12 protein-coding genes and 1 pseudogene are annotated in these 15,663 nt (G+C 60.9%); 3 read left to right on the forward strand and 10 right to left on the reverse strand.

Features of this window, described 5'->3' with window-relative positions; genetic code table 11:
- The first annotated feature begins 137 nt into the window (after window positions 1-137).
- Window positions 138-1,229, forward strand: coding sequence for a calcium:proton antiporter (locus tag UB23_RS04780; RefSeq protein ID WP_045058185.1), 1,092 nt, complete (start codon window positions 138-140; stop codon window positions 1,227-1,229).
- A 127-nt stretch (window positions 1,230-1,356) separates the two neighbouring features.
- Here the strand turns inward: UB23_RS04780 and UB23_RS04785 are convergent, their stop codons facing one another.
- From UB23_RS04785 to UB23_RS04830, 10 genes and pseudogenes are all read right to left on the reverse strand, one after another.
- Window positions 1,357-2,715 carry an 8-oxoguanine deaminase gene (locus tag UB23_RS04785; RefSeq protein ID WP_045058186.1) on the reverse strand — a complete coding sequence of 453 codons (1,359 nt, stop codon included), beginning with the start codon at window positions 2,713-2,715 and terminating at the stop codon, window positions 1,357-1,359.
- 290 nt (window positions 2,716-3,005) lie between these two features.
- Window positions 3,006-3,692 carry an SDR family oxidoreductase gene (locus UB23_RS04790; protein ID WP_045058187.1) on the reverse strand — a complete coding sequence of 229 codons (687 nt, stop codon included), beginning with the start codon at window positions 3,690-3,692 and terminating at the stop codon, window positions 3,006-3,008.
- Between the two features lie 25 nt (window positions 3,693-3,717).
- Window positions 3,718-3,849 (reverse strand): annotated as a pseudogene (locus UB23_RS30125) (MerR family transcriptional regulator); the annotation flags it as partial.
- 241 nt (window positions 3,850-4,090) lie between these two features.
- The gene (locus UB23_RS04800) at window positions 4,091-5,017 is read right to left on the reverse strand and encodes an ABC transporter permease (RefSeq protein ID WP_045058189.1); all 927 of its coding nucleotides are present in this window, start codon (window positions 5,015-5,017) and stop codon (window positions 4,091-4,093) included.
- Entirely contained in the window at window positions 5,017-6,123 is a 1,107-nt protein-coding gene (locus UB23_RS04805; RefSeq protein WP_045058190.1) for an ABC transporter permease, read from the reverse strand. The genes UB23_RS04800 and UB23_RS04805 overlap by 1 nt, the downstream gene beginning before the upstream one ends.
- An 11-nt stretch (window positions 6,124-6,134) precedes the next feature.
- The gene (locus UB23_RS04810; RefSeq protein WP_442963618.1) at window positions 6,135-7,694 is read right to left on the reverse strand and encodes an ABC transporter ATP-binding protein; all 1,560 of its coding nucleotides are present in this window, start codon (window positions 7,692-7,694) and stop codon (window positions 6,135-6,137) included.
- A gap of 672 nt (window positions 7,695-8,366) precedes the next feature.
- Entirely contained in the window at window positions 8,367-8,948 is a 582-nt protein-coding gene (locus UB23_RS04815) for an IMPACT family protein (protein WP_045058192.1), read from the reverse strand.
- Window positions 8,949-8,969: 21 nt separating this feature from the next.
- Window positions 8,970-9,620, reverse strand: a complete 651-nt coding sequence (locus UB23_RS04820) for a TetR/AcrR family transcriptional regulator (protein ID WP_045058193.1) — start codon at window positions 9,618-9,620, stop codon at window positions 8,970-8,972.
- An 87-nt stretch (window positions 9,621-9,707) separates the two neighbouring features.
- On the reverse strand, window positions 9,708-11,102 hold the full coding sequence (locus tag UB23_RS04825) for a uracil-xanthine permease family protein (RefSeq protein WP_045058194.1): 1,395 nt from the start codon (window positions 11,100-11,102) through the stop codon (window positions 9,708-9,710).
- Window positions 11,103-11,222: 120 nt separating this feature from the next.
- Window positions 11,223-12,143 (reverse strand): LysR family transcriptional regulator, encoded by a 921-nt coding sequence (locus UB23_RS04830; protein ID WP_045058195.1) that lies wholly within the window; start codon window positions 12,141-12,143, stop codon window positions 11,223-11,225.
- Window positions 12,144-12,282: 139 nt separating this feature from the next.
- Here UB23_RS04830 and UB23_RS04835 point away from each other — a divergent pair, with 139 nt between their 5' ends.
- Window positions 12,283-13,632 (forward strand): aspartate aminotransferase family protein, encoded by a 1,350-nt coding sequence (locus tag UB23_RS04835; RefSeq protein ID WP_045058196.1) that lies wholly within the window; start codon window positions 12,283-12,285, stop codon window positions 13,630-13,632.
- Window positions 13,633-13,841: 209 nt separating this feature from the next.
- Window positions 13,842-15,335 carry a CoA-acylating methylmalonate-semialdehyde dehydrogenase gene (locus UB23_RS04840; protein WP_045058197.1) on the forward strand — a complete coding sequence of 498 codons (1,494 nt, stop codon included), beginning with the start codon at window positions 13,842-13,844 and terminating at the stop codon, window positions 15,333-15,335.
- The last annotated feature ends 328 nt before the right edge of the window (window positions 15,336-15,663 follow it).

A 15,663-nucleotide genomic window follows, 5' to 3' on the forward strand; every position in this document is an offset into this window, starting at 1 on the left:
TTCACCAGGACCAACCCGGTGCACGTGACCGAACCCGCGCCATCCGCTGGTGCGCTAAGGTGTAACGAAACGTTAGCGCCGCACCGTAGTCAGTAGCTCATCACATCAACTGCGCTTCATTCGGTAAAAGGCCCGCAATGCTCACACTCCTCAAGCAAGAAAAGTTTCTGCTGCTGGCCCTGATCGCCGCATTTGTCGCTTATCCACTTGAACACTGGCTGCTCAACAGTGGCCAGGCGGTAGCGCTGACCGGTGGGCTGGTGCTGATCGCATTCATCGTCGTCGCTTCCATGCGAGTCGCGCATCACGCTGAGTTGCTCGCGGAAAAAGTCGGCGATCCCTACGGGACCATGATCCTGACGCTGGCCGCCGTGCTGGTGGAAGTGGTGATCCTGGCGATCATGATGAGCAACGAAGCCTCGCCTACGTTGGTGCGTGACACGATCTACTCGGCGGTCATGCTCGACATCAACGGCATCCTCGGCCTGGCTGCGTTAATGGGCGGGATCAAGCATGGCGAGCAGTCCTACAACGACGATTCGGCGCGCAGCTACAGCGTGATGATCCTGACCGCCATGGGCGTGTCGATGGTGGTTCCGGAGTTTATTCCCGAGGCCAACTGGAAGATTTATTCGGGCTTCACCATTGGCGCGATGGTGGTGCTGTATGCGTTATTCCTGCGCATGCAGGTCGGGCCGCACAGTTACTTTTTCAGCTACAGCTACCCGGAAAAACGCCGTCGCAAGGAGCCGGCAGAAACAGGACCCGCGCCTGTGAGCCTGGCCGTTTCCATCGGTACGCTGGTGTTTGGGGTGGTAGTGATTGGCGCGCTGGCCGAGGTGATGTCCAAGACCCTGGACCTGGGCCTTGAAGGAACCGGAGCACCGCCAGTGATCACGGCAATCCTGGTGGCGGCGATTTCCGCCGCGCCGGAGATCCTGACCGCACTGCGGGCGGCACTGGCCAATCGCATGCAGTCGGTGGTCAACATCGCCATGGGCGCGTCGTTGTCGACGGTGATCCTCACCGTACCGGTGATGGAGGCCATGGCGCTCTACACCGGCCAGCCATTCCAGATGGCGATGACCCCGGTGCAGACGGTGATGATCTTCCTCACGCTGATCGTCAGCGCCATCAACCTCAACGATGGCGAGACGAATGCCATCGAAGGGATGACGCACTTTGTGCTGTTCGCGACGTTCATCATGTTGTCGCTGCTGGGCCTTTGAGACCTCACAGCAATCAACTGTGGGAGTGAGCCTGCTCGCGATAGCAGTATTTCAGACCCTTTTGATGTCGGCTGACAAGCCGCCATCGCGAGCAGGCTCGCCCCCACAGTTTTTCATGGGTGTGGCGTCAGACGCCGGCAATCAACTGCCGGGCCGCCTGGCTGTGATCCGCTATCAAGCCCTTCAGGTCCAGCCCTTCCACCTGCCCGTCAATCACCCGCCATTTGCCGCCGATCATCACCCGATCCGCGCGATCCGCGCCGCATAGCAGCAGGGCCGACACCGGATCATGGCTGCCGGAGAAACGCAGTTCATCCAGCTTGAACAGCGCCAGGTCGGCCTGCTTGCCCACCGCCAGTTCGCCGATGTCGGTACGTCCCAGCAAACTCGCCGAACCCTTCGTCGCCCAGCCCAGCACCAGTTCCGGAGTGATCTTCTCGGCACCGTAGCGCAGGCGCTGAATGTAAAGGGCCTGGCGGGTTTCCAGCATCATGTTCGACGCATCATTGGAGGCCGAGCCGTCCACACCCAGGCCGAGCAATGCGCCGGCAGCGGTCAGTTCCAGGGTTGGGCAAATGCCCGAGGCCAGGCGCATGTTTGAGCTCGGGCAATGACAGATCCCGGTGCCTGCCGCGCCCAGGCGGGCGATTTCATCCGGGTTGAAGTGAATGCCATGGGCCAGCCAGGTGCGCGGGCCGAGCCAGCCGACACTGTCCAGATAGTCGACGGTACGCAGGCCGAAGCGTTGCAGGCAGAAGTCTTCTTCGTCCAGGGTCTCGGCCAGGTGGGTGTGCAGACGCACGTCGAGTTTGTTCGCCAGTTCGGCGCTGGCGGACATGATCTGCGGCGTCACCGAAAACGGCGAGCAGGGCGCCAGGGCGATCTGGATTTGCGCGCCGTCGCCGCGTTCGTGGTAAGCGGCGATCAGTCGCTGGCTGTCGTCGAGTATCACTTCGCCTTGCTGTACGGTCTGTTGCGGCGGCAAGCCACCGTCTTTTTCCCCAAGGCTCATGGAACCGCGGGTGAGCATGGCGCGCATGCCCAGTTCACGCACGCTCTCGACTTGCACGTCGATGGCGTTTTCCAGGCCTTCGGGGAACAGGTAGTGGTGATCCGCAGCCGTGGTGCAACCGGACAGCAGTAATTCGGCGAGGGCTACTTTGGTGGCTAAAGCGAGTTTTTCCGGAGTGAGGCGTGCCCATACCGGATAGAGGGTTTTCAGCCACGGAAACAGCGGTTGGTTGACCACCGGCGCCCAGGCGCGGGTCAGGGTCTGATAGAAGTGGTGGTGGGTGTTGATCAGCCCCGGCAGGATCACATGTTCGCGGGCATCGAAGACTTGATCGCAGGGGGTGGCCGGTTGCTGGCCAGCGCCGAGCACTTCTACGATCACACCGTCTTGCACCACCAGGCCACCACGGGCGTCGAGCTCATTGGCAGTGAAAATGGCGAGGGGATTTTTTAACCAGGTACGGGTCGCAGGCATGTTGGCCGGCTCCTCTGAAAGTTGGGTTCAGGTTAGCCAGCTCAGTGATTACCCTGTCTGCTGATCCAGGGTCGCCGCGGGGACGAGGTGCGCAGTTTCAAACAAAACCGCTTGGTGAGCAAGCCCGGCCCGACCGGACGCTGGCGCTCACTCCTCGTGGGGCTGCCCGTACCCTTTGCAGGAGCCCGCTTGCTGGCGATGCAGGCGCCTCGGTGTTTCAGTAATACCGAGCAGATGCCATCGTATGCAAGCCGGCTCCTGGAGAGCCGGCCCGTGACCAAAGGAAGTGCTTACCAGGGAATGGTTTCGCCTTTGTAGTTAACGAAATGATGCCCACCCTTGCCGGCGTACGCATTGACCTGATCCACCAGCCCGCGGGTGCTGGTCTGCACGTCGATGTCGGCACCTTCACCGCCCATGTCCGTTTTCACCCAGCCCGGATGCAGCGACAACACCGTGAGTTTCTGCTCGCCCAATTGCGTGACAAAGCTGTTGGTCATGGAGTTGAGCGCGGCTTTACTGGCTTTGTACAAGGCCAGCTCAGGCGCGTCCGGCATGGTCACGCTGCCCAGCACCGAACTCATGAACGCCAGCACGCCGCTGTCGGGCTGGATCTGTGCGGCAAATCGTTGCGCCAGGTTGATCGGTGCTACCGCGTTGGTGAAGAACAGTTGCCCGACTTCGGCCAGCGTAGCGCCACCGGGCGTTTGCACGTCCGGGCCCTTGACCCCGGCGTTGACGAACAACAGATCGAACACTTCACCCTTGAGCTTCTGGCTCAGGGCAATCACGGCTTGCTGATCGTCCATGTCGAGTTTTTCGATGCGCACATTGCCCAGGGCCTGCAAGGCTTCGGCGTTCTGCGGGTTGCGCACGGTGGCAGTGACCTGCCAGCCATCGGCCAGCAGGGTTTTCACCAGGCCTAGCCCGAGGCCCCGGGAGGCGCCGATGATGAGTGCAGTTTTTGCCTTGGACATGAGTGGCTTCCTTGATGAATGAGGATCACGGATTTAATGGACAACGCTGGCCGAGTCGTTGTTGCAACTGATGACGCAATTCGCCAAGTTCTACCATGCGCGCCTCGATCAGTTTGAGCTTGTCTTGCAGCAATTGAGTGACGGCACCGTCCGGATTGACGGCGGGGCGGTTTTTGTTTGCGGCCTGGCAGCTCAATGCCCTGCTGCAGGGGGGAAGCTCGTTGCTGGTGGTGTTCCTGGTGTTTGAATTGGCGTGGGGCATTGTCCAGGTGTTGCCTGTGAGCGCCCCATCGCGGGCCAGCCCGCTCCCACAATGGCCGAGTTGAACTCGATATTATCGGTCGGCACCAAACCCTGTGGGAGCGGGCTGGCCCGCGATGAGGGCCTGACAGTCACCCCTAACGCCCAGCCTGCCAAGGCTGCCCCAACGACACCGGCGCATACAACCGAGTGCGCACTGCATCCCGGGACAGCAGCACCAGCACCACGATGGTCGCGACATACGGCAGCATCGCCAGCAGGCTCGACGGAATCGCCAGCCCCAACCCCTGCGCCACCAGGTGCAGGATGCTGGCGAGACCGAACAGATAGGCGCCCAGCAACAGGCGCCACACCCTCCAGCTGGCAAACACCACCAGCGCCAAGGCAATCCAGCCGCGTCCGGCGCTCATGTTCTCGGCCCACATCGGCGTGTAGGCCAGCGACAGGTATGCCCCGGCTAGCCCGGCCATCGCCCCGCCGAACAACACTGCCAGGGTGCGCACGCCCAGTACCGGCAGCCCCATGGCGCTGGCCGCGTCGGGGTTTTCGCCTACGGCCTGAATGATCAGACCCACGCGACTTTTCACAATCACCCACGCCACCAGGCCAAACAACACAAAGGACAGGTATACCAGCAGGTCCTGGGCGAACAGCATGCGCCCGATCAGTGGAATCTCGCTGAGATACGGAATCGCCACCGGCTCGAATCCGGCCAGGGGTTTACCCACCCACGCCGCGCCGACAAAGGTCGATAGGCCCACGCCGAATATCGTCAGCGCCAGCCCGGTGGCTACCTGGTTGGCGTTGAAAACCAGAGCGACCAAGGCGAACAGTGATGACAGCAGCATCCCGGCGAGCATCGCCAGCACCACTCCGAGCCACAGGTTGCCGCTGTTGAGTGCGACGATAAAACCGATCACCGCGCCAAACAGCATCATCCCTTCCTGGCCCAGGTTGAGTACGCCGCTCTTCTCGCAGATCAGCTCGCCCAGCGCCACCAGCAGCAACGGCGTGCCGCAGCGGATCATGGCGTAGAAAATATTGCTCAGCAGGTCGATGTCCATCACAAGGCTCCAGCGTGTGCGGCGGTGGCTGGGGCGCGACGGGCCCAGCGCAGGTTCAGGCGCGGTCGGTAGAGAATCAGCACATCACTGGCGAGCAGGAAAAACAGCATCATCCCCTGGAACAGCTGCGTGATCGCCTGCGGCAGATTCATGCTCATTTGTGCGCTCTCGCCGCCGATGTACAGCAGGGCCATCAGCAGGCTGGCAAACAGAATGCCCAGCGGATTCAGGCGCCCGAGAAAAGCCACGGTGATCGCCGCGTAGCCGTACCCCGGCGAGACCTGCGGCACCAGTTGGCCGATCGGCCCGGTGACTTCGCAAACGCCAGCCAGCCCGGCCAAGCCGCCGCTGATCAACAGTGCCAGCCAGATCAGACGCTTCTCACGAAAGCCGACAAAACCGGCCGCGCGGGTGTCCAGCCCAAGGACTTTTATCTGGAAGCCGACGAAGCTTTTTTGCAGCAGCACCCACACGGTCACCAAGGCCAGCAGGGCGAAGTACACACCGGCGTGAACCCGGCCATCCTCCATCAACAGCGGCAGGCGGCTGGCGTCGCCAAACATCGCCGACTCGGGGAAATTGAAGCCTGCCGGGTCCTTGAGCGGCCCGTGCACGCAGAACAGCAACAGGTTGAGGGCGATGTAATTGAGCATGATGCTGGTGAGAATTTCGTTGGCGTTGAAGCGCGTGCGCAGCCACGCCGTCAGCCCGGCCCAGGCGGCACCGGCCAGGGTACCGGTGAGCAGGATCAGCGCCAGTGCCCAACGACTCTGCATATCAATGATGTTCACTGCCAGGGCACTGCCGGCCAACGCGCCGAGGAGCAGTTGGCCTTCGGCGCCGATGTTCCAGATTCGCGCCTGGTACGCCACTGCCAGGCCCAGGGCGCAGAGCAGGATTGGCAGCGCCTTGACCAGCAATTCGGAGACCCCATACAAATCGCTCACGGGGGCGATCAGTAGCGTGTGCAGGGTCAGGAGCGGGTCATGCCCCAGTGCGATAAATAACAACGAGCCGCAGGCCAGCGTGAGGACTGCCGCCAGTAACGGCGAGCACCACAACATCAGGCGCGATTGGCGGCCACGGGGTTCGAGAGAAAGCAGCATGAAAGACTCCGTTATACCGTCGCCGGTGCGGGTGAGCAGGAAGCGTCGAACTGGCCAGCCATCCAGCCGCCGACATCGATCAGGCGAGTGTCGACGGTGGCCCTCAGGGGCGACAGTCGACCACCGCAGAGCGCGCCGAGGCGGTCGCTGATCTGGAACAATTCGTCGAGATCCTCGGAGATCACCAGGATCGCTGCGCCGGCATCGCGTAAGGTGATCAGCGCCCGGTGGATGACCGCCGCCGCACCCACGTCGACGCCCCAGGTAGGGTGTGCAGCCACCAACAGCTTTGGTTGCTGCAGGATTTCCCGGCCGAGGATAAATTTTTGCAGGTTGCCGCCGGACAGGCTGCGCGCCGGGGTCTGGGTATCAGGTGTCTTGACGCCGAAGCGGCGAATGATCTCTTCAGCCAGGGCTTTGACCTTCCTGCGCTGGATCAGGCCGTTGCTCACCAGTCCCTGCTGGAAGGCGGTCAGCAGGGCATTGTCGGCCAAGCTCAGGTCCGGCACTGCGCCATGGCCCAGGCGCTCGGCGGGGACAAAGGCCAGGCCGAGTTTGCGCCGTACATCGGGGCGCAGATGGGCGACGGGTTTTGCGCTGAAACGGATGATGTTGCGGTCTCTGTGGGGCAGACGTTTCTCACCGCTGAGCAAGGCCAGCAATTCATCCTGGCCATTACCCGCAACCCCGGCGATACCGACGATTTCACCGCAGCGCACGGCAAGGTCGAGGTCTTTGAGCGAGCAGCCAAACGGATCCGGGTTGGCCCACGACAGGGCGCTCACGTCCAGGAAGACCTCGCCACCTTGCGCTTTCGGGTAATCGGTCATCAGCTCGGCAGCTTCCCCGACCATCAGCCGTGCGAGTTGCGGGTCCGAGCATTGCGCCGGAACGCAGTGCCCGGCTACTCGACCGCCGCGCAACACCGTGGCGCTGTGGCACAGGGCGCGAACTTCGCCGAGCTTGTGGCTGATAAACAGAATGCTGCAACCTTCGGCGGCCAGTCGCCGCAAAGTCATGAACAAATCGTCGGCTTCCTGGGGCGTCAGCACTGAAGTCGGTTCATCGAGAATCAGCAGTTTGATGTCCTGCATCAGGCAGCGAATGATCTCCACCCGCTGGCGCTCGCCGATCGACAGGCTGTGAACCAGGCGTTCCGGCTCCAGGGCCATGCCATAACGGCGTGACACTTCACGAATTTTCGGTTCGAGCTGTTTCGGCGTGCCGGCGGCGGCGCCCATTGCCAGGGCAATGTTCTGCGCCACGCTGAGGGTTTCGAACAGCGAGAAGTGCTGGAACACCATGCCGATCCCCAGCTCGCGAGCCTGCCCCGGGTTGCGCATGACCACCGGCTGCCCCTGCCAGATCATTTCCCCGGCGTCGGCCTGGCTAACGCCGTAGATGATCTTCATCAGGGTGCTTTTTCCAGCACCGTTCTCACCCAGCAAGGCATGGATCTCGCCAGGTGCGATGGTCAGGTCGATGGCGTCGTTGGCCAGGCAACCGGGGTAGCGCTTGGTGATTCTGCGCAGTTGCAGACGCGGTGTTCGATCAGGGCTCGGCGCTTGGATAGACATGACAGGCTCGGTCGATTGAAGTTATGCCTGTGGATAAAGCAATTTCCTGGCCATTGAGTCAGGAAAACTCAAATAATCCTGAATCACAGGCCGTCAAGCCAATGCGCGGTCGGCAGCGCCTGCCGATCCGGGCACCAACAAGGGGCAGAGCCCTTGGTGACGCTGTGATTTCGCGCAGGAACATTTGGTTAAAAATCGATCAGTCGGCCGCAACCCATGCAGTATCTGGGGTCGCGACAGGAGTGAACGGGTTATCCACAGATTGCTCCACAGTATTTGTGCGCAAGCGCGAACACCGGGCATAAGCGCTGCTTTGCTTTCTTCTAAAGGACATAAACAGGGCTAACTGATTGTTTTAATGAGAATTTGCAGGTGTTATCAGCAGCATTGGACGAAAAATGAACAAAGCCCGCAAAGCCGCATGACAGAAGGGTTACAGCCGTATGTGCTCAGGTTATCCACAGGCGGGTGCACAGTAGATGTGGGCAATTAGTGGTCGTCGGGAAATTGGGTGATGCCCTAAAAGATCGCAGCCTTCGGCAGCTCCTACGGGATCGGGGTGCCCATTGGATTGCGGCGCCAAGCAAATCCGCAGGCGTCCGGCAAGCATGCTCCTGCAAGGTGGCGCTTTACGTAGGAGCTGCCGAAGGCTGCGATCTTTTGATCTTAGCGCTCCAACACTATCCGCCCACGACTCAGATCCGCCAACAACGACTGCAGCGCATCGATCTGACGCTCACCCACCGCCAGCTGCAAATCCACCCCATTGCCGGTAAACGTCTCCTGCACCACCAGCCCGCCTAATTCCGCCACCCGAATCTTCACCAGGGCCAGCTCGGCGAAGCCGCACGCGCAGCTCACGGGCACGCGGCTGATCAGTTCGATTTTTGCCGCCGCCTGCAGGCATTTGTTGGCGCCACCGCCGTAAGCCCGTGCAAGGCCGCCGGTGCCGAGTTGAATGCCGCCGTACCAGCGAATCACCAGGACTACCACCTGATCACAATCCTGGGCATCGATTGCCGCCAGAATCGGCCGGCCGGCCGTGCCGCCGGGTTCGCCGTCGTCGGTGCTGCGGTACTGATCGCCGAGTTTCCACGCCCAGCAGTTGTGCGTGGCGTTCAGGTCGCTGTGCTGCTCGATGAACGCCTGGGCGTCTGCCGGGCTGCTGATGGGAGCGGCCAGGGTGATGAAGCGGCTTTTGCGAATCTCTTCGCGATACTCGCAAAGCTCGCTGAGGGTATAAGGCATAGTGATCTTAAGTGGGGTGTCTTAAATAGCAGGCGTCACGCCGCAGCCCTTGAGGATGATGCGGATCAGGTTGTTGCCGGCGTCTTCCATGTCCTGCCTGGTCAACTTGCTACGGCCGGTTACGCGGCAGATCTGGGTGGAGAAGTCAGCGTAGTGCTGGGTGCTGCCCCACAGCAGGAAGATCAGGTTGACCGGATCTACCGGGTCCATCTTGCCGGCGTCGATCCACGCCTGGAACACCGCCGCCCGTCCCTGGAACCAGGCGCGATAATCCTGGTTGAAATACTCGGTCAGGCACTCGCCGCCACTGATCACTTCCATCGCGAAAATCCGCGAAGCCTGGGGCTGGCGCCGGGAGAATTCCATCTTGGCGCGAATATACCGCGTCAGCGCCTCAGCGGGCTCGTCTTCGGCTGTCAGGGTGTTGAAAGTGCTGTCCCACAACTCGATGATGTTACTCAGCACCGCCACGTACAAACCCAGTTTGTTGGTGAAGTAATAATGCAGATTCGCCTTGGGCAAGCCAGCATTCAGGGCGATGGTGTTCATGCTCGTGCCTTTGAACCCGTGACGGGCGAACTCGTCTTCGGCGGCTTTGATGATCGCCTCTTCGTTCTTCTGACGAATGCGGCTGGCGGGTTTGTCGCCGTGAGCAGGGACTTCAAAGGTCATAGTCACTTCCGAACAGGTAGGTGGGTGCAGCCAGAGCGTTGATAGCGCACCCACGGGTATCCGACAAGTCCTGTCTTGATAAAAGCCTTACAGCTGCTTGATCGGCTCGCTTTTGGGCAGGGCAGCGTCAGCCTGCGCGACGGATTTTGCTTCCGGCAGCAGCAGGCACATCAGGATGGCGGTCAGCCCGCCGCTGGTGATGGCCGAGTCGAACAGGTTTTGTACCAGTTTTGGCATCAGGTGCAACAGGTTGGGCTGCGCGGCAATGCCCAGGCCCACGCCGAAGGAAGTGGCAATGATCAACATGCTGCGCCGGTCCAGCGGTGCTTGGGCGAGAATGCGCACGCCGGCTGCCGCGACGCTGCCGAACATCACCAGGGTCGCGCCACCGAGTACCGGTTTGGGGATTTGCTGCAGCACTGCACCAATCAACGGAAACAGACCCAGACAAAACAACACGGCGCCGATGTACAACCCGACGTAGCGGCTGGCTACGCCAGTCAACTGGATCACGCCGTTGTTCTGCGCGAACGTGGTGTTGGGGAATGCGCTGAACGTCGCGGCAATCAGGCAGCTGACGCCATCGCCCAGGACACCACCCTTGAGCCTGTTGATGTAGGACGGCCCGCTGATCGGCTGGCGCGCGAGCATGCAGTTGGCCGTCAGGTCGCCAACGGTTTCGATGGTGCTGATCAGATAGATCAGGGCGACAGGCAGGAAGGCGCTCCAGTCGAAGCTGAAGCCGAACTTGAAAGGAAGGGGCAGGCTGACCAGGGGCATGTCGGGCAAGGGCTGCGGCACCAGTTTGCCACTGAACCATGCAGCGAGGCTGCCCAGCACCAGGCCAATGATGATTGCCGACAGTCGGACCCAGGGCGTGTTCGAACGGTTGAGCAGGATGATCGTCAGCAAGACGAATACTCCCAGGGCCAGATTGCCCGGGGCGCCGAAGTCCGTGGCGTTGAAACCGCCACCCAGGTCAGTGATGCCAACCTTGATCAGGCTGATGCCGATCAGCGTGATCACGATACCGGTGACCAGTGGCGTGACCACACGGCGCAATTGGCCGATGAAGCGGCTCAGGACCACCTGGACCACCGCGCCGAAGAAACACACTCCGAAGATCATGGCGAGGATGTCCTCCGGGCTGCCACCCCGTTGCTTGACCAGAAACCCGGCCGACAACACCGCCCCCAAAAAAGCAAAACTGGTGCCCTGCAGGCAGATCATCCCGGCACCGATGCCGAAAGGCCTGCGAGCCTGGATGAAGGTCCCGACGCCCGACACCATCAGCGCCATGCTGATCAGGTACGGCAAATGGGCGGTCAAGCCCAGGGCCGAGCCAATGACCAGCGGCGGGGTGATGATGCCGACGAAACTGGCGAGCACGTGTTGCAGGGCGGCGAGGATCGCGGCCAGTGGTTGCGGGCGGTCGTTGAGGCCGTAGATCAGATCGCTGGGGTTGGAGGATTCTGGCTGCATGGACGAAGTTCTTCTTGAGCGGGTGACGGTAGTGTCATCCTGCAAAAAGCTGTCCAAGTGCTCAGGTTATTTGCCTTCAGGTTCTCTCCAGCCCTTTGATTACGATGCCTCAATGGATTTTTACCGGGTCGCGGCAAGGCTCTCCAGGAAGCTCTCCAGCACCAAATGGGGGCGACGGCCCTTGCGGGTGACCGATGCGAGGCTCAGGTCATAAAACCGCGCCTTGGGTTTTAGCGCGCGCAGGCGGCCTTGCTGCACCCAGAGGCTGGCGTAATGGTCCGGTAGATACCCGATGAAGCGCCCGGTAAGGATCAGGAACGCCATGCCTTCGCGGTCCGAGGCACTGGCGGTGCAATTGAGTGCCTGGTAGTGGGCCTGAATATCGGCGGGCAGGCGGAAGGTCGGGGCGATGGCGTCCTGGCTGTTGAGGCGCTCATCATCGAGCTGCTTGTCGTCGACATAAAACAGCGGATGACCGACCGCGCAGTAGAGCAGCGAGCGTTCGTCGTAGAGCGGCTGATATTCCAGCCCCGACAATGCGCTGGCCTGGGGCACGACGCCGACATGCAGGCGACCGTCGAGTACGCCTTGTTCGACTTCGTTGGGCGCGATCATACGGATCTGAATCTGCACGTCGGGCCCGCGCTCCTTCAATTGGGCGAGGGCGTGGGTAATGCGCATATGGGGCAGGGTGACCAGGTTATCAGTCAGGCCAATCGTCAATTCGCCGCGCAGATGCTGGTGCAGACCATTGACCTCGGTGCGAAAACTTTCCAGCGCACTCAACAGCTGCAACGCCGACTGGTACACCTCGCGGCCTTCCTCGGTCAGGGAAAAACCGGCGCGACCGCGTTGGCACAGGCGCAAGCCCAGGCGCTGCTCCAGATCGCTCATCTGCTGGCTGATCGCCGAGCGACCGATGCCCAGCACCGACTCGGCAGCGGAGAACCCGCCGCACTCGACCACGCTGCGAAAGATCCGCAGCAGGCGGATATCAAAGTCGCTGACTTGCGCCAGTGGATCGGGGCGGCGTGTGCTCATGGGCGAATGACTCAAAGTTTAGTAATGGGCCGACTGAACATTAGAAAAGTTGGATTTCACAGACTTTATCTCCGTGGCAATTTAGCTGCAAGAACGCTTTTGATCTCTATGCCGCTTATTGCCCTACGAGGTTTTGCACATGAACATGCCCGAAAACGCCCGGTCGCCGCTGGCCAGCCAGCTCAAGCTGGATGCGCACTGGATGCCGTACACCGCCAACCGCAACTTTCAGCGTGATCCGCGCCTGATCGTTGCCGCCGAAGGCAGCTGGCTGACCGACGACAAGGGCCGCAAGGTGTATGACTCGCTGTCGGGCCTCTGGACCTGTGGCGCCGGGCACACTCGCAAGGAAATCCAGGAAGCGGTCGCCAGGCAGTTGGGAACCCTCGACTACTCGCCAGGCTTCCAGTACGGCCACCCGCTGTCGTTCCAGCTGGCAGAGAAAATCACCGACCTGACGCCGGGCAACCTGAACCATGTGTTCTTCACCGACTCGGGTTCGGAGTGTGCCGACACTGCTGTGAAGATGGTTCGTGCCTACTGGCGTCTGAAAGGCCAGGCCACCAAGACCAAGATGATCGGCCGCGCTCGCGGCTATCACGGCGTGAACATTGCTGGCACCAGCCTTGGTGGAGTGAATGGCAACCGCAAGATGTTCGGTCAGGCGATGATGGACGTCGATCATCTGCCGCACACGCTGCTGGCCAGCAATGCCTACTCCCGTGGCATGCCAAAGGAGGGCGGTATCGCCCTGGCGGATGAACTGCTCAAGCTGATCGAACTGCATGACGCTTCGAACATTGCCGCCGTATTTGTCGAGCCAATGGCCGGTTCTGCCGGCGTGCTGGTGCCGCCTGAGGGTTACCTGAAGCGCCTGCGCGAGATCTGCGACCAGCACAACATCCTGCTGGTGTTCGACGAAGTGATCACCGGTTTCGGCCGCACCGGTTCGATGTTCGGTGCCGAAAGCTTCGGTGTGACCCCGGACCTGATGTGTATCGCCAAGCAAGTCACCAACGGTGCGATCCCGATGGGTGCGGTCATTGCCAGTTCCGAGATCTACCAGACCTTCATGAACCAGGCGACGCCTGAGTACGCGGTGGAATTCCCCCACGGCTACACCTATTCCGCGCACCCGGTGGCTTGCGCTGCCGGCCTGGCCGCACTCGACCTGCTGCAAAAGGAAAACCTGGTGCAGAGCGTGGCGCAAGTCGCGCCGCATTTTGAAAGCGCGCTGCACGGCCTGAAGGGCTCCAAGAACATCATCGACATTCGTAACTACGGCCTGGCCGGTGCGATCCAGATCGCTCCACGTGATGGCGATGCGATCGTGCGTCCGTTCGAAGCGGGCATGGCGTTGTGGAAAGCCGGGTTCTACGTGCGCTTCGGCGGCGACACCCTGCAGTTCGGCCCAACGTTCAACAGCAAGCCGCAGGACCTTGACCGCCTGTTCGACGCGGTCGGCGAAGTGCTGAACAAAATCGATTGATCGACTCTGTACCTGAATTAATTGGCCCACTACTTGGGACTGATTGACCGAACACTTGTAGGAGCGAGCTTGCTCGCGATGAACCAGAGGGCGCCGCGGTCATCCAGGCAGCCCACGTCATCGTTAGCCTCCATCGCTGGCAAGCTAGCTCCTACATATATAAGCAGGCGTTCCCAAGACGCCCGCGAACACATTTTCTGGAGCCCCGCATGAGCCTTATCCCGCATTTGATCAATGGTGAACTGGTGACCGATAACGGTCGCACTGCCGACGTGTTCAACCCGTCTACCGGTAAGCCCATCCACAAGGTGCCATTGGCCAGCCGCGAAACCATTCAACAAGCCATCGACGCGGCCAAGGCGGCGTTCCCGGCCTGGCGCAATACGCCGCCGGCCAAACGTGCCCAGGTGATGTTCCGCTTCAAGCAACTGTTGGAACAGAACGAAGCGCGCATCTCCCAGCTGATCAGCGAAGAGCATGGCAAGACCCTGGAAGACGCCGCGGGCGAACTGAAGCGTGGCATCGAGAACGTGGAATTCGCCTGTGCCGCTCCGGAAATCCTCAAGGGCGAGTACAGCCGTAACGTCGGCCCGAACATCGATGCCTGGTCGGACTTCCAGCCGCTGGGCGTAGTGGCGGGTATCACTCCGTTCAACTTCCCGGCAATGGTGCCGTTGTGGATGTACCCGCTGGCGATCGTCTGCGGTAACTGCTTCATCCTCAAGCCGTCCGAGCGTGATCCGAGTTCCACGCTGCTGATTGCTCAGCTGTTGCTCGAAGCCGGTCTGCCCAAAGGCGTGATGAGCGTGGTGCATGGCGACAAGTCCGCAGTGGACGCGCTGATCGAGGCGCCTGAGGTCAAGGCCCTGAGTTTTGTCGGCTCGACGCCGATTGCCGAGTACATCTATGCCGAAGGCACCAAGCGTGGCAAGCGCGTGCAGGCACTGGGCGGCGCCAAGAACCACGCGGTATTGATGCCCGATGCCGACCTGGACAATGCGGTCAGCGCACTGATGGGCGCGGCCTATGGTTCCTGTGGCGAGCGTTGCATGGCGATTTCGGTGGCCGTCTGCGTGGGCGACCAGGTTGCCGATGCGCTGGTGGACAAGCTGGTGCCGCAGATCAAGGCGCTGAAGATTGGCGCGGGCACTTCCTGCGGCCTGGACATGGGGCCACTGGTGACCGGTCAGGCGCGGGACAAGGTCAGCGGTTATGTCGATGACGGCGTTGCTGCGGGCGCGAAACTGGTGGTGGATGGTCGTGGCCTCAGCGTATCCGGTCATGAAGAAGGCTTCTTCCTGGGCGGTTGCCTGTTCGATCACGTCACCCCAGAGATGCGCATCTATAAAGAAGAGATCTTCGGGCCGGTGTTGTGCGTAGTCCGCGTCAACAGCCTGGAAGAAGCCATGCAGCTGATCAACGATCACGAGTATGGCAACGGTACTTGCATCTTCACCCGTGATGGCGAAGCGGCGCGGTTATTCTGCGACGAGATCGAAGTCGGCATGGTTGGCGTTAACGTGCCGCTGCCGGTCCCTGTGGCGTATCACAGCTTTGGCGGCTGGAAGCGTTCGCTGTTCGGCGACCTGCATGCCTACGGTCCGGATGGTGTGCGCTTCTATACTCGCCGCAAGGCGATTACCCAGCGCTGGCCACAACGGGCGAGCCATGAGGCATCGCAGTTCGCATTCCCTAGCTTGTAAGCAGGGGACAAAGGCCGGCCCATTGGGCCGGCCTTTGTGTTTTCAGGGCTTTTTTGACTGATATGACAGATTTGTGAAAACAGCGCTTGACGGCAGATCTCAGGTGTCTATAATTCGCCCCACTTCCGGCGCAGTCGAAACGGAAAACTCCTTGGTAAACAACGAGTTACGCAGTTTTGACGGTCAGCTGCTTCAGGTCATCGAAGCGCAAAAGAAGTTGAAAAAGAGGTGTTGACAGCAGCGTGTAACGCTGTAGAATTCGCCTCCCGCTAACGAGAGATCGAAAGCGCAAGTGGTTGAAGTTACTAAGGAAACTTGGAAAACTTCT

This window comes from Pseudomonas sp. ES3-33 (assembly GCF_000952175.1).
GTDB lineage: Bacteria > Pseudomonadota > Gammaproteobacteria > Pseudomonadales > Pseudomonadaceae > Aquipseudomonas > Aquipseudomonas gregormendelii.